17 protein-coding genes are annotated in these 14,745 nt (G+C 42.8%); 4 read left to right on the top strand and 13 right to left on the bottom strand.

Annotated features, from left to right (window positions below; translation table 11 throughout):
* Positions 1 to 298: 298 nt before the first annotated feature.
* The 7 genes from era to AC4HAF_RS09830 form a co-directional block, all read right to left on the bottom strand.
* Complete coding sequence (gene era / locus AC4HAF_RS09860) at positions 299 to 1,195, bottom strand: GTPase Era (protein WP_491097617.1); 897 nt, start codon at positions 1,193 to 1,195, stop codon at positions 299 to 301.
* A gap of 217 nt (positions 1,196 to 1,412) precedes the next feature.
* Positions 1,413 to 1,820 (bottom strand): diacylglycerol kinase, encoded by a 408-nt coding sequence (gene dagK, locus AC4HAF_RS09855; RefSeq protein ID WP_027976511.1) that lies wholly within the window; start codon positions 1,818 to 1,820, stop codon positions 1,413 to 1,415.
* Positions 1,804 to 2,298: an rRNA maturation RNase YbeY gene (gene ybeY / locus AC4HAF_RS09850; protein ID WP_491097616.1), complete on the bottom strand. Its 495-nt coding sequence runs from the start codon at positions 2,296 to 2,298 to the stop codon at positions 1,804 to 1,806. The genes dagK and ybeY overlap by 17 nt, the downstream gene beginning before the upstream one ends.
* A 524-nt stretch (positions 2,299 to 2,822) precedes the next feature.
* Positions 2,823 to 3,524, bottom strand: a complete 702-nt coding sequence (locus tag AC4HAF_RS09845; protein ID WP_491097615.1) for an HAD family hydrolase — start codon at positions 3,522 to 3,524, stop codon at positions 2,823 to 2,825.
* A gap of 57 nt (positions 3,525 to 3,581) precedes the next feature.
* Entirely contained in the window at positions 3,582 to 4,079 is a 498-nt protein-coding gene (locus tag AC4HAF_RS09840) for a GNAT family N-acetyltransferase (RefSeq protein ID WP_491097619.1), read from the bottom strand.
* Positions 4,072 to 5,124 carry a PhoH family protein gene (locus AC4HAF_RS09835; protein WP_491097614.1) on the bottom strand — a complete coding sequence of 351 codons (1,053 nt, stop codon included), beginning with the start codon at positions 5,122 to 5,124 and terminating at the stop codon, positions 4,072 to 4,074. Before AC4HAF_RS09835 ends, AC4HAF_RS09840 begins: the two co-directional genes overlap by 8 nt.
* Positions 5,125 to 5,266: 142 nt before the next feature.
* Positions 5,267 to 5,482 carry a YozE family protein gene (locus tag AC4HAF_RS09830; RefSeq protein ID WP_491097613.1) on the bottom strand — a complete coding sequence of 72 codons (216 nt, stop codon included), beginning with the start codon at positions 5,480 to 5,482 and terminating at the stop codon, positions 5,267 to 5,269.
* 148 nt (positions 5,483 to 5,630) lie between these two features.
* Between AC4HAF_RS09830 and AC4HAF_RS09825 the strand changes: the two genes are divergently transcribed.
* Positions 5,631 to 5,918, top strand: coding sequence for an acylglycerol kinase family protein (locus tag AC4HAF_RS09825; protein ID WP_491097612.1), 288 nt, complete (start codon positions 5,631 to 5,633; stop codon positions 5,916 to 5,918).
* Positions 5,915 to 6,532, top strand: a complete 618-nt coding sequence (locus AC4HAF_RS09820) for a diacylglycerol/lipid kinase family protein (protein WP_491097611.1) — start codon at positions 5,915 to 5,917, stop codon at positions 6,530 to 6,532. The genes AC4HAF_RS09825 and AC4HAF_RS09820 overlap by 4 nt, the downstream gene beginning before the upstream one ends.
* A 79-nt stretch (positions 6,533 to 6,611) precedes the next feature.
* Here AC4HAF_RS09820 and AC4HAF_RS09815 read toward each other — a convergent pair whose 3' ends face one another.
* From AC4HAF_RS09815 to rplK, 5 genes are all read right to left on the bottom strand, one after another.
* Positions 6,612 to 7,472: a CvfB family protein gene (locus AC4HAF_RS09815; RefSeq protein WP_491097610.1), complete on the bottom strand. Its 861-nt coding sequence runs from the start codon at positions 7,470 to 7,472 to the stop codon at positions 6,612 to 6,614.
* A gap of 157 nt (positions 7,473 to 7,629) precedes the next feature.
* On the bottom strand, positions 7,630 to 8,187 hold the full coding sequence (frr, locus tag AC4HAF_RS09810; protein WP_491097609.1) for a ribosome recycling factor: 558 nt from the start codon (positions 8,185 to 8,187) through the stop codon (positions 7,630 to 7,632).
* Positions 8,188 to 8,423: 236 nt separating this feature from the next.
* Positions 8,424 to 9,161, bottom strand: coding sequence for a UMP kinase (gene pyrH, locus AC4HAF_RS09805; protein ID WP_075346575.1), 738 nt, complete (start codon positions 9,159 to 9,161; stop codon positions 8,424 to 8,426).
* 246 nt (positions 9,162 to 9,407) lie between these two features.
* The gene (rplA, locus tag AC4HAF_RS09800) at positions 9,408 to 10,097 is read right to left on the bottom strand and encodes a 50S ribosomal protein L1 (protein WP_491097618.1); all 690 of its coding nucleotides are present in this window, start codon (positions 10,095 to 10,097) and stop codon (positions 9,408 to 9,410) included.
* Between the two features lie 96 nt (positions 10,098 to 10,193).
* A complete protein-coding gene (gene rplK / locus AC4HAF_RS09795) occupies positions 10,194 to 10,619 on the bottom strand; it encodes a 50S ribosomal protein L11 (protein WP_491090984.1) in 426 nt (141 codons plus the stop codon).
* A gap of 204 nt (positions 10,620 to 10,823) precedes the next feature.
* Here rplK and AC4HAF_RS09790 point away from each other — a divergent pair, with 204 nt between their 5' ends.
* Complete coding sequence (locus AC4HAF_RS09790) at positions 10,824 to 11,177, top strand: DUF3397 family protein (protein ID WP_491090985.1); 354 nt, start codon at positions 10,824 to 10,826, stop codon at positions 11,175 to 11,177.
* A 62-nt stretch (positions 11,178 to 11,239) separates the two neighbouring features.
* Here the strand turns inward: AC4HAF_RS09790 and AC4HAF_RS09785 are convergent, their stop codons facing one another.
* Positions 11,240 to 13,609, bottom strand: coding sequence for a DNA translocase FtsK (locus tag AC4HAF_RS09785; RefSeq protein ID WP_491097608.1), 2,370 nt, complete (start codon positions 13,607 to 13,609; stop codon positions 11,240 to 11,242).
* 217 nt (positions 13,610 to 13,826) lie between these two features.
* On the opposite strand from AC4HAF_RS09785, the gene AC4HAF_RS09780 reads away from it, so the two are divergent.
* A complete protein-coding gene (locus AC4HAF_RS09780; RefSeq protein WP_491097607.1) occupies positions 13,827 to 14,597 on the top strand; it encodes a peptidylprolyl isomerase in 771 nt (256 codons plus the stop codon).
* The last annotated feature ends 148 nt before the right edge of the window (positions 14,598 to 14,745 follow it).

Genomic DNA, 14,745 nt, shown 5'->3' with positions numbered 1-14,745 from the left:
CTTATCCTAACCTTTGAAAAAATGAGGCGTTTCAGAGGCTTTTTAGTGTACTCTCAAACTCATAATGGGAACAAAATATAAATTCATCTAAAACTATTGACTTTTCTTATAGTTTGTCTTTTTATACAATACAAAAAAGCAACTCGCTTCAGTGAAAATCTCTGACTGAAACATAACTCATCCAGACTTTATGGAACTTTTTGAGGTTGGAAATAGGATGAACGACAATTTATCACAGCTATAGATGCCGTGTCCTTAGTTTCAACAAAACGTTTTTTACTTTTTAGGCAGCTTCTATTTAGTATTCCTTCTTATTGTATCCGAAGTCAGCCAAGTCCAGCTTCTTATCGCGCCAGTTTTTCTTGACCTTGACCCAAGTTTCAAGGTAAACCTTGTCACCCAGCATGAGTTCAATGTCGCGGCGTGCCATCTTGCCGATTTTTTTGAGCATGGCTCCTTTTTTGCCGATAATGATGCCTTTTTGACTGTCTCGCTCCACCATGATTGTCGCACGAATGTGAACCTTATCCGTTTCTTCGTCGCGTTTCATAGATTCGATAACCACAGCAACCGAGTGGGGTACTTCTTGTTCGGTCAGCTTGAGAATTTTCTCGCGAATCATCTCAGAGACCAAAAAACGTTCCGGGTGATCAGTAATTTGATCCTCAGGGAAATACTGGAAGCCTTCTTCCAGATTGTCCTTGAGAATGGTCATCAAGGTTTCCACATTATTGCCCTGCAAAGCAGAGATAGGCACAATTTCCTTGAAATCCATCTGCGAACGAAAATCATCAATCTGCTCTAAAAGCTGGTCAGGGTGAACCTTATCAATTTTATTGATGACCAGAATGACAGGAATCTTGGCGGCCTTGAGGCGCTTCATAATCATATCATCGCCCTTGCCGCGCTTTTCATCGGCCGGCACCATAAAGAGCACCGTTTCTACTTCGCGTAGAGTTGAGTAGGCAGATTCCACCATAAAATCTCCCAAAGCCGTTTTAGGCTTGTGAATCCCTGGTGTATCAATAAAGACGATTTGCTCTTCGTCTGTTGTATAGATTCCCATAATTTTATTGCGCGTCGTCTGCGCTTTATCACTCATGATGGCGATTTTCTGTCCCATGACATGATTGAGAAAGGTTGATTTACCAACATTAGGGCGGCCTAAAATAGCCACAAAACCTGATTTAAACATAAGATACTAAGAACGCAAAAAGTAAAATAAAAAGGAACAACGGCCAAGAAATCAAGATTTCCCACGGTTGGCTTTTCCCCACTTTTCAAACCGTGTCCTTTTAGAACACCAATACGTCCCTTCCTTTCTTTTCTACTTTTTCTAATCATTTGAGCTGCACGGTCAGCTCAGTTTAAAGGTAACTGCATGCTCATGCTGCAGTTTATAGGCACTGCCATTAGCCAAAAATCAAATCAATAATCTTCGGTACAAAAATAATCAAACCGGTCAAAGCAGCAAAGCCCGAAATCATCAAAACAGCACCGGCAGCCATATCCTTAGCATTTTTAGCCAGCATGGAAAAGTGATAGTCACTGGCTAAATCTACGACATTTTCAATAGCTGAATTAACAATTTCAAAGGTAATGACCAAAAAAATACTCAGTAAAAGAAAAAGCCATTCGATGACGGACACCTTAAAAACAAAGCCTGCAATAACAGCTAAAACAGCTGACACCGCATGCTTTTTCATATTGCGCTCTTCTTTGACAGCTGTAAGAATACCTGTCAGAGCAAATTCAAGGCTGGAAGTCAGGGTTCTGTTTTTCCATTTTTTTTGGCTTTGTTTATTATCTCTTAAGTCCATAGGCATTCAATATCTCTTCCTGTAAGCTGAACATCTCTTCTTCTTCTTGGGGAGTGTAATGGTCATAACCATTGATATGTAAAAAGCCATGTACCGCTAAAAAACCCATCTCACGCTCAAAGCTGTGGCCGTATTCTTCAGCCTGCTCTCTGGCCTTATCAATCGAAATAAATAATTCGCCGATATAAGAGTCAAACTCCGCCAGCATCTGCGCCAATTCGGGATTTTCCGCTAAATCTTCGTCATCAAAGCTAAGGTCAGACTCGGGTTTGTATTCGAGACTGATAACATCAGTAGGCCGATCCGTCTCACGGTAGAGGAGATTGAGCTCATGGCTGCGCTTGTTGCTGACAAACGTGACGGCCATTTCCTTGTCTTCTTTACCTGTCTTTTCGGCAGCAAATTCCAAAATATCCATTGTCTGCTTTTTGATATTTTCTGGAACCTTACCGGTCTCATCAATCATTTCAATATACATATCTCATGTCAAAAGGCCTCTTGCAGCAGAAATTCAGACACTCACACCTAACTAGCCAGACCGTCAGGCTGCAGCTCCACGGACAAGTTAAAAACTTGTCCACAATGGCGATTAAAGCTTACGCTAATTTATCTAAATTTCAAGCATTCAGTTGTGCCTGCTTTTGCATACAAACCAGCCTTATCCTTCCTGCTCTTCTAAACTTATCACTCTATTATACCATAAAGCCCTTACTTTCTAAAGAAAGGGAGTGGGAAAGAGCTCAACAAACAGCAAAAGACCTCGTCTTCCCGCCCCCACAGCTCAAAAGATTCGGTGAACCTTTTGAGGCAGCAGATAAAGTCAAACGAAATTTGACGTCAAATTGGGTTGGAACAAGAGCGTAAAATGTGACCGAAACTGCTATTCCACAGTGATTCATCGTACTGTCTGCCTAATGAAAACTCTAATTGGGGAAGTTGGATTTTTTGTCCGACCTCTTCTGATTTCTTTGCGGTTCGCAGGTTTGATGCAGCAATTAGAGGTTACTGTCTAATTGTCTTTAACAGCGGCAGCAGCTCAGAGCGATGCCGCAGGGTATAATCAGCATGAACTTCTGTTTGTGATGGCAGGTGGTTTCTGTGGTTGAGCCAGATAGACTTCCAGCCGGCATTATGGCAGCCGACAACATCATTTTCAAAAGAATCCCCCACATAGTAAATATCAGCTGATGACAGCTGCAGTTTCTCAGCTAATAAATCAAAGATTTCCCGCGATGGTTTGGCAAGTCCGACTTCTCCTGAAATAAGAACATTCTCCTTTGGAATCCAGCGAAAAAGGTCCAAACTTTTAATCTTTTTGAGCTGGTGCTGATGAGGGCCATTGGTAATAACCCCCATAACAATACCCGCCTGCCGGCAGTAGGCAAATACTTCTTCGAACTCCGGCGAAAGCGTCAGCTGACCCTGATAGAAACTATAGTCTGTTTGAACCATCAAAGCTTCTTGATCTGATATTTTTACACCAAAATCAGCCAGCGCCCTTTGCAAACGATAGATATGGCTGGCTTCCAGTGTCATCTCCCCTGTATTAACAGCTTCAAAAGCTTCATCCGAGTATTTTCTGCTGGCAATATAGACCGGCTCCAGCAACGTTTCTGCCAGCTCTAAATGCCTTTTCACCGCCTTTTTAAAAGGCTGAATTTGGTCATAAAGAGTATCGTCAACATCAAAAATCACTGCTTTCATTAGTTACTATCACCTTCAGATTCCTGCTTAATAATTTTTTAACCGTATCTTTACTGATTAATTTAACCATTTCTCCATAGGAACAACCGTATACTGCTCCTGCTTAATCTCGGCTCCTACAGCCTTAAAGCCTTGTTTCTCCCAAAATCCCTGTGACTGAGGATTCCCTTTGACATAAGCCAAGCGTGCCTTTTGAAAGGTTTTTGAAAAACGGCTTAGCGCTTCTGTGATGAGCTGACTGCCAATGCCTGTTCCCTGATAAGCTTGATCAACCATAAACAGGCCAATAAATATCGTCTTCTCATCAGGATAAGCCAAGACAAAATCCATGACAGCCACCAAGTCCTGCTTTTTCCAAAAGCCAAGGAAAAACTTGTCTGAACGAGACTTTCCATTGGGCAATTGCTGCATATCTTCTCTCACGCTTTTCAAACTCGGCTCGGGCGGACAGTAGTGAAAATACTGGGGATTGCTTTTGTATAAGGCCAGGATAGCCGGCAAATCCGCTTCTGTCAGCATTCGACAGCTGAAATCCCCAGACAAATCCTCAATCATCATCTTCCGTCTCCTTGGTCGGCTCGCCAGTGGTCTCGTAAGCAGCTAAGCCTGATTTTTCTTCTTTTGGAAAATGGCTGTGCTTCTTATCCGATGCGTTTTCATAAGCATTGATAATATCAGCCACTACAGGGTGTCTGACCACATCTTTGGCAGACAGATAGACAAAATCAATCTGTTTAATCTTTTTCAGCTTTTCAGCAGCATCAACCAAGCCTGATTTAACATTTTTAGGCAGGTCGATCTGGCTGATATCCCCGTTGACAATCATCTTAGAGTTAAAGCCAAGGCGGGTCAGAAACATTTTCATCTGCATGATGGTAGTATTTTGCGCTTCATCAAGAATAACAAAGGCATCATCAAGCGTGCGACCGCGCATATAAGCTAAAGGTGCGATTTCAATAATCTCACGCTCCATCAGACGCGCCGTCTGCTCCTTACCCAAAATCCGGTAAAGAGCATCATAAACCGGACGCAGGTAAGGATCAACCTTTTCCCTTAAATCCCCCGGCAAAAAACCAAGGCTTTCACCGGCCTCAACAGCCGGCCGTGTTAAAATAATCCGCTTGACCTGTCCTCTTTTCAGAGCTGTTATGGCCAGCGTCACCGCCAAAAAGGTTTTCCCTGTCCCGGCAGGACCGATGCCAAAAACAATATCGTGATTTTTAACACTGTCCACATAAACTTTCTGTCCCAGTGTTTTCACACGGATGGGCTTGCCATAAGAATCCTTGATAATTTCCTCTTCATAGAGAGCTACAAATTTATCAATACTGCCGTTTTGCGCCATGGAAAGGGCTGTTACAACGTCTGACGTATTGATAATCATCCCCCGGCCAACTAAAACAAGCAGCGCTTCAATAGTCAGGCGGGCTGTATTGACTGCCTCCTCACTGTCTCCGAGGATTTGTACCCGCTCTGTTCTGGCATGAATAATAACACCGAGGTGCTCTTCGATAAGTTTTAGATGGCGTTCATTGGATCCAAAAAGACTCATCATATCATCGGGATGGTTTAAGCTAATATCAACAGAATAATCTTGCAAAAGCGGCTCCTTTATCATATTTTTTAAGCAAAACATGCCAAATTGCTCTTTTCAGCCTAAACCGGCAGACAATGGCATGCAGCCTTGTTTCTTCTTGCATTTGATATTATTATATCAAAAAATCACGCCGGCCGCGTGACTTTTAATGTGACAGATAATCTTCCCAAATATTGTCAAATTCACTCAGATTAAAGGAAAAATTGGCCTCATCTTCCAGATACCGGCTGACTTTTTCGAAACTGTCCGTATGTTTGGGAAAGGTTGTATCCTCAAAGACCAAATCTGCCAAAACAGCAGCAGGCTCCTGACTTTTCGAATTGCGCTGCGTCATCAGCCATGTGTAAAACGATTTTCTCATTACTTCTCCTTTTTCTTCTCTTTATCTTTGTCTTATTCTAGCAGAAAACAGCAAAAATGTCCGATCTTGACTTCTTATCAGCAAAGCTCTGATAAAACTGAATAGCAAAAACTGTGTTATAATAACACTGATTATTGAAGGAGGCTCTATGCAAAATATTATCACCATTGTCAACCAAAAATCTGGGAAAGAGAGCAAAGACAGCCTCATCCATGAGATTCAAAGTTTTTTTAAAAAGGAAGCCGGCATTGAGTCCATCACTGTTCTTTCTCCCCAAAGTCCAGATGAGGCGCGGCAGTTTGCCAAAGAAGCCTGCCAAAATAAGGCGGATCTCATCATTCCTTTAGGAGGAGACGGCACCATCAACTTGATCTGTGCAGGTATATTTGAAGGTGGCGGCTACTCACGGCTTGCATCATTCCATCTGGTACGGTGAACAATCTGGCTAAATCTCTCAAAGTACCCCTGGACCTTCCTTCCGCCCTCAGCAATCTGCTTCAGGGACAAGAAAAAGCCTTCGATATTGCCCAAGTCAATGATGATTACATGGTATCCAGCTTAACACTCGGCCTTATGGCCGATACGGCTTTGGGGGTAACATCAGAGGATAAGCGAAAATTAGGTCCATTGGCCTTTATCAAGGCCGGTCGAAAAATCTGGTTCCGCCAGCGCAGCTACAAACTTATCTTGCAGCATGACAGGCAGCAGCAAAAAATCAAGACCAAACTGCTCCTCATTACCATGAGCAATACCGTTGCAGGTCAGCAAAGTTTTACTCCTCATGAACATACCGATGACGGCCTCTTTAGCGTGTATTCCTTGAAAAAGCTTCATTTTCTGCGTTTCCTGTGGTTCTTCTTCATCCGCAGAGGACAGTTTAATCAGTACCGTCATTGGGACCATTTTCGGACAGGAGAATTGCATATCATCAATCGTCGCAAGTCACGCGCTAAGAATCCTATTGTTCGTATTGATGGAGATACCGGCTCACGCCTTCCCGTCACTGTCACAGTCCATCCCCATGCGATTACAGCCATCGTGCCCAAATAAAGAAAGAGATTGGAAAATATCCAATCTTTTTCTTTATCCGTCATTCTGGCAAAAAATCCCAGAAAATCTGAGATATCCTTTATTTATCAATCAATTCTGTGCCCGACTGATCCTGCTTGATTTTCTTAGCCTTCATCAATCCGCCAAGGGCTTTTTTGAATTGGCCTTTGGAAATGCCGAAGGTCGCCTTGATATCCGCAGGGGAGGATTTATCGTTAAGCGTCATAAATCCGCCGTTAGTCTGCAGATAAGTCAGAATCATCTGACTGTCATTTTCCAACATCTCAAAGGAACGTGGTTTCAAGGAAAGGTTGAGCGTGCGGTCAGCTTGACGAAAGCCAATGACACGCGCTGTCACTTCTTCGCCCAGACGAGGTTCTGCATAGCGCTCACTGGGATGAATAAAGCCCAGCATGTTATTATCCGGCAGGTAGACAAAAGTTCCAGACAGCTTGAGACGGTAGACAATAGCCCGCAAATCTTGATTTTGCATATTATCATAAGCCGGACCAGCCAATTTCTGAAAAACAGCCGGTTCAGCAGGAATGCCCCAGATGCGGCCTTTTCTGTCTACATCCAGTTTAATGTACAATTTATCCCCTTTTTTAGGCCACAATTCTTTCAATTCCGGCAAAAGATCTAAAGAAACCACAATTTCCTTATCAGGAATCCCTGTATCTACAAATACTCCAAGATCACGGCGGACATCCGTCACCACACCCCAGCCGTAAGACGTTCGGCTCACCGCTGGAATAAGGGTCGTCAGACGGTTTTTTTGGTGCAGATCTGCATAGGCAAAGCCGCTTACCATGTCACCAATCTTATGAGAACCTTCTTCTTTACTAAGTGCAAATGTTACGCCATCTTTCTGGATAAAGTAAAAGGCAGCATTTTCATCCGTTATCATGCCTGTGATAACAGTTGCCAATAATTCATTCATATCATTCCTATTTCTTTTTAGTAAAAGATAAGAGCAGGAACATGATCAAAAGCTAAAACTGTTTTGATGTGTCACCTGCCCCGTATCGTGGTTGTTATTGTTTAAGAGACTTAAAACAAGGAGAACACAGCCGGTATGGCTGACAGATCTGTCAGTCTTAAACTTCAAGCAGCTCCTTTTCCTTGTTTGCTGTCATGTCATCAATGTGCTTGACAGCGTCATCTGTTGCTTTTTGAATATCTTTTTCCAAAGATTTTAATTCATCTTCAGTGATATCTTTGCTTTTTTCTGCCTTTTTAGCTTCATCCATGGCATCACGGCGAATATTGCGGATAGCGATTTTAGCATTTTCACCGACTTTTTTTACTTCCTTGGCAAGATCGCGGCGCGTTTCCTCAGTCAAAGCCGGAATAACCAAACGGATAACAGAGCCGTCATTTGCCGGATTGATCCCGATATCTGAAGCATTGATGGCATGTTCAATGTCTTTCAGCGATGATTTATCAAAAGGTGATACCAAAAGAACACGCGCTTCCGGAACAGTGATTGACGCCAGCTGGTTTAGAGGTGTCGGAGCACCGTAGTATTCTACCTCAATGCGGTCTAAAAGGCTGGCATTGGCACGGCCGGCACGGATACTGCCAAATTCACGTGCAAGTGACTGGTGGGATTGTTCAAATCTTTCTTTTGCTTTTTCTACAATAGCATTTGCCATTTATATTCTCCTTATATTAAGATACTAAGGGCGTAAAGAAATCCGTATAAAATAGGAAACGGACACTGTGTCGCTAAGACACTAGGACGCTTATCTTTTTTACTAGGATTTTAGCCCGTGTTCAATTACTAAGATACTAAGGCGTCAGCGACACAAAGCAAAATAAGAGGTTCGACGAAGCGTCACAGGACGCTAGGAGAAACTATCTTTTTGCACAGTGTCGTAGCCGTATTCAGTTATTCTGAGTCAGAAATTTTGCTTGTGACAGTTGTTCCAATTTGTTCGCCAAAGATGACACGTTTGATATTGCCTGCCTCATTAAGATTGAAAACAACTAAATCAATATCATTATCCATTGACAGCGAGCTGGCTGTTGAATCCATGATTTTCAGCCCGCGTTTAAGGACTTCCATATGGGTCAGCTCATTGAATTTGATGGCGTCAGCATTCTTACGGGGATCATCATTGTAAACCCCGTCAACGCCATTTTTAGCCATAAGAATGGCATCCGCATCAATTTCGGCAGCTCTTAGGGCAGAAGTTGTATCTGTTGAGAAGTAAGGGGAACCAACACCTGCTGCAAAGATAACAATACGGCCTTTTTCCAAATGGCGAAGAGCCCGGCCTCTGATATAGGGCTCTGCGACCTGCTGCATGGCAATGGCTGTCTGAACACGTGTATCCACACCTACATGCTGAAGTGCATCTGCCATAACAAGGGCGTTCATAACTGTCCCCAGCATCCCCGTATAATCAGCCTGAACACGATCCATACCGGCTTCAGAAGCAGGTTCGCCTCTCCAGAGGTTGCCGCCGCCGATAACCAGAGCAATCTCAACACCTGAATCATGAACTTCTTTGATTTCCTGAGCAATGGCTTGAACAGTCGGAATATGGATGCCAACTCCTTTTTCTCCAGCTAAGGCTTCTCCGGAAAGTTTAATCAATACACGATTATATTTAGGTTTTACCATCATCTGTACTCCTTATTTTATCCCTAATATTTTACCATACTTCCTTTAAAATTTATAGTATCTTTTCTGTCTGAAAGCAGGAAAGTTCAAAAAGACTGGCAGGTCTTGCTGATTTTCTATGCTATCAGATAAAAAGTCAGAACATAGCTTTAAGTACTTTCCTGCTTGCTTTCTTTTTTATACAGCCCTGAATCAGTCTGCTAAACAAAAAGACCGGAAATAACATTTTCCAGTCTTTTGATTCTCTTATAATGAACCAGCATCAACTTTGATACCGGGACCTTGAGTTGTTGTCAAAGCAAGGTTTGTAATATAAGTACCTTTTGCAGTAGAAGGTTTTGCCTTAACAATCACATCGTTAAAGGCTTTGAAGTTTTCAACCAACTTGTCCGTATCAAATGATACTTTACCGATAATTGCTTGTACGTTACCTGCTTTGTCAGCACGGTAAGTGATTTTGCCGCCTTTAGATTCTTCAACCGCTTTAGCAACATCCATGGTTACTGTACCGGTTTTAGGATTTGGCATGAGGTTACGAGGGCCGAGGATACGTCCGAGACGTCCAACAACTGCCATCATATCAGGTGTTGCAATAACAACATCAAAATCTAACCAGCCGCCGTTGATTTTTTGAACAAGGTCATCCTCACCAACGAAATCTGCACCAGCTTCTTTAGCTTCTTCAGCTTTAGCGCCGCGGGCAAAAACAAGCACGCGCTGTGTTTTGCCGGTACCGTTTGGCAGAACCATGGCACCGCGGATTTGCTGGTCAGCTTTTTTAACATCAATGTTAAGATTGTAAGCAACTTCTACAGTTGCGTCAAATTTTGCGAAGTTCGTTTCTTTTGCGAGTGCTACAGCTTCTTCAACGCTGTAAGCTTTTGTGCTGTCGATTTTTTCGAGAGTAGCACGTAATTGTTTGCTTTTTTTAGCCATTTTATCTTCTCCTTGTAATGTGGTCATATCGATTTTCATCTCCCACGTCACTCGTCAACATATGATCAAGCATGCGGGCAATAGGATCGGTTACAATTAGTCAGTAACAGTGAATCCCATAGAACGAGCAGTACCTTCGATCATACGCATTGCAGACTCAATGTTTGCAGCGTTCAAATCTGGCAGTTTTGTTTCAGCGATTTCTTGTACTTGCGCACGCGTTACTGAAGCAACTTTAGTTTTATTAGGTTCGCCGGAACCTTTGTCAACACCTGCAGCTTTTTTCAAAAGAACAGCAGCCGGCGGTGTTTTAGTGACGAAATCAAATGATTTGTCTTCATAAACTGAGATAACAACCGGGATAATCATACCAGCTTGATCAGCTGTACGAGCGTTAAATTCTTTCGTGAATCCCATGATGTTGATTCCTGCTTGACCAAGTGCTGGTCCGACTGGCGGAGCTGGTGTTGCTTTACCGGCAGGAATTTGAAGTTTTACGACATTTTCGACTTTTTTAGCCATTATAAAATCCTCCTGTTGTGGTTCTTTCGGTAATTAAAAGATTTTTACCTCCCACAAATATGCTGTTACAGCATACTCGTCTATTATACACTTTTTTAGATAAAAATCAAGTTATTTAAACAGACATTTTCTTTTCTGCCCAATAACTGCCTCCCCGATAAAATAGGCGTTTACTTTCTTCTAAAATCGTTATAAAATATGATTATGATTATGTACAAATTTATGGCTGTGGCCTTTATTTTTCTTACCCTAATATTTTCTTATATCATTGTTTCTACCTTTCGTCTGAGGCGCTTTGGTCTGAATCTTGCGGACCTTGCGCTGCCGCTTTTTGCAGCAGAAATTGTTCTGGTATCGGCTAAGTTTTATACCCACAGTTTTCTGCCGCATTATTTGCTGGCCATGTCCATTCTTGCTCTCACCTTGGCTATTCGGCAGCTCAGAAGAAGAAAGGCTTTTTCTTTCAGGCGCTTTTTCAAATTTTTTTGGCGGGCCGGTTTCATTTTGACTTTCTTCTTTTACTTAGCAACTGTTATTGCTGCTTTTGTGGCTAAGTGACAGCGCAGCATATATGAAATGAGTCTGAAGCATTATTTGCTTCAGACTCGTTTTGTATGTATTTAATTGCTTTGCAGGACCTTGCGCGGCTTGGTGCCTTCAGCCGGGCCGATGACTCCTGCTTCTTCTAATTCTTCCATAAGGCGGGTAGCTCGGTTAAATCCGACTGAGAGCCTGCGCTGCAGCATCGATGCACTGGCTTTTTGCGTTTCTAAAACTAGGGCTTTAGCTTCTTCAAAGAGCGGATCTCCTTCAGAAGCACCGCCATTGCTGTCAGACCCTTCATTTTCAGAGACTTCTCCCGGATCAAAGCTGTCATCGTAGTCCGCACCAGCCTGTTCTTTGATAAAGGAGACAATGCGTTCGACATCATCGTCTGAAATAAAGGAGCCTTGTAAGCGAACCGGATGATTTTCATCAATCGGTTTAAAGAGCATATCGCCGCGGCCAAGAAGTTTCTCAGCACCGTTTTCATCCAAAATGGTCCGGCTGTCTGTCCCGCTTGAGACTGCAAAAGCAATTCGGCTGGGAACATTAGCCTTGATAAGGCCTGAAATAACATCGACAGACGGCCTTTGTGTCGCCAGAATCATATGAATACCGGCTGCACGCGCCTTTTGTCCTAAGCGGATGATGGCATCCTCAACTTCTTTGCTGGCTACCATCATAAGGTCTGCCAATTCATCAACAATAACAACCAAAAGCGGCAGCGGCATGTGCTTGGTTTCTGAGTGACGGTTAAATTCTTCCACCTTGGCATTATAGCCTGCGATATTGCGCACGCCGAAATGGCTGAACAGTTCGTAGCGATTTTCCATTTCATCGACAACTTTTTGCAGGGCTTTGCTGGCCTTGCGCGGATTGGTCACAACAGGAATGAGCAAATGAGGAATATCATTGTAGACAGACAGTTCAACCATCTTAGGGTCAATCATCATAAATTTGACTTGATCGGGGCGGGCCTTCATCAAAATGCTGGCAATAATACCATTGACTGCCACTGATTTCCCGGAACCTGTTGAACCCGCTACCAAAATATGGGGCATCCTTGCCAGATCAAAAGAGCGGACAGAGCCGTTGACTGCCTTACCTAAAGGCACTTCAAGTAATTTATCAGGTGACGTTTTAGCCTGCTCCCAGAGTTCACGGAAGGTGACAGTCGCAACCTCAGAGTTAGGCACTTCGATACCGACCAATGATTTGCCCGGAATCGGTGCTTCAATACGAACATCCTGAGCGGCCAAGGCCAGAGCCAGGTCATCTGCAAGATTGGAAATGCGATTGACACGGACACCAACGGCCGGCTTGACTTCATATTTGGTTACAGAAGGACCGATTTCAGCACGTTCAACACTGGCCTTGATTCCAAAACTGGCAAAAGTTTCTTCCAATATCTTGATATTATCACGAACAAGCTTTTTCTCCTTGCTTTGATTTTTAGGCTTGTCCTTGGCAAAAAGTTCAATACCAGGCAATTTGTAGTGAAGATTTTCTTTCGGTGTAAAATCAACTTCTAAAGGCTCGTCAGGATAATCCTCTTCAGGTGCAGGACCGGCATTTTCAGCCAGCTGATTAGAAGGTATTTCTTCAAAAGTTTCATCTTCATCATTTGGCTGATAACCGATAATTTCAGGCTCTCTATGAACTTGACCGTCAAAATCATCCAGGTCAATCGTCTGCGCTTGATCTAAAACTTCTCCTGTTTCTAAATCAATAGCCGCATTAATTCCATGGTCAGCTTCAGCCATTTCCTGTGCTTTTTGAGCGGCCTCTAACTCAGCCTGAAGGCGCTCTTCTTCTTTTTGGGCAAAGCGCCTTTCCCTATGCTCCTCACGCTTAGTTTGAAATTTAACATAGGCTCCTTTGAAAAAGTCCATAACGTCATAAACATCCCAAGGACTCATGAGAAAGAGACCTAAAAGAATAAAAAGACCGCCTATCAGGAAAGATCCGATATTAGAGAAAAGAAAGGCAACCGGCATATAAAAGAGAGCCCCTAAAAGACCGCCGCCGGCAAAATTAGCCACACGAAAATTGGTCAAATCGCTAAAGACAATACCGAGGGTCGCCTTAATGACGTTTTGTCCTGCCATACCGGCCATAGAAAAAAGATAAGCCTGCCATTCCAAAAGTAAGCCCAGCATGGTGACAACAAAGCCTCCAACCAGACCATCATACTTGCGCAGCCACTTCGCTGCGAAAAGATCAATCAAAACAGCAAAAATAAGCGGGTAAGCCAGGCTCCCCACCAGCAAACGTATCATATTATAGGCGGTAATCCCGACCCGTCCTAATTTAAAAACAGCAAAAAAGAGGACAAGGGCTATAATAAAGACAGCCACCATCCGTTTTATTGCTCTTTGTTTTTCTAATTCTGCTTTTGTCGGACGGCGTGTCTTCCGTCCTTTTCGTTTGTTCTTTGCTTTAGCCATGATGTTATTATACCATTTTTATAGTGTTTGGGGAAAGAACTGCCATTCCCTTTTTCTAAATTTGCCAGAGAATCCTCATCGGAACACAAAGACAGTGTCAAAAACACAAGGTCTCACTTTTAAATCATTACTACTTGTAAAAATTTACCGAGTTAAGGCAAAGATGAGACCGTTTTTATGGTAAAATAGACTTATCTTTTAATAACAAGGAGCAATTATGAAAAAATTTTTGAGTCTCATTTTGATAGTGGCCGTTTTTTTGGCAGGCTGTGAAAGCATGGACCGTGCTATTAAGGGAGATAAGTATGTTGATAACAGCATTGCCAGGCAAAAAGCTGAAAATAAGCTGAAAAAACTAAACAAAGCCAGTTTTCCGCAATTGTCCCCAAAAGTTGCTAAAAATGAAGCCAAAGTCCAAATCAGGACATCTAAAGGTGATATCACCCTTAAGCTTTTTCCTAAATACGCTCCTTTGGCTGTTGAAAATTTCCTGACGCATGCCAAAAACGGTTACTATAATAACCTGACCTTCCACCGCATCATCGCTGATTTTGTTGTTCAAGGCGGTGATCCTAAAGGTGACGGCAGCGGCGGCGAATCTATCTGGAAAGGCAAGGACAAATCAAAAGATGCAGGCCAAGGTTTTGCCAATGAAAGTTCAAAATATCTCTATCATCTAAGAGGCGCCCTGGCTATGGCCAATGCCGGTTCCCACACCAATGCCAGCCAATTTTACATTGTCCAAAACAAGGCCAACCAAGCTAAGCAGCTCTCCTCCGAGCTCTACCCGCAAAAAATAATCAACGCCTATAAGCATGGAGGAACACCAAAGCTTGACGGCAATTATACGGTCTTTGGACAAGTTATTAAAGGAATGAAAACAGTTGATGCTATCGCAGCAGTCAAGACTGATCAAAACGGCAAGCCTGAGGAAAAAGTAGTCATCAAGACGATTACCGTTCTTAAAGATTATAAATTCTCTAAATAAAAATAAAGCAGCTCGATGGCTGCTTCAGACTGAAGACAAAGCTCTTAGAAATTGGTTTCTAAGAGCTTTTTGCTCTGTTTAGGAGTATACTAAAAGAAAACGGTTTGTGAGGTAAGGCCATGTTTCACAAAGAAAAACCAGATTATAA

The sequence above is a fragment of the Streptococcus sp. ELY_90 genome, assembly GCF_058314475.1.
The sequence above is the reverse complement of the archived record's forward strand: the minus strand, read 5'-3'. Positions and strand labels throughout refer to the sequence as shown.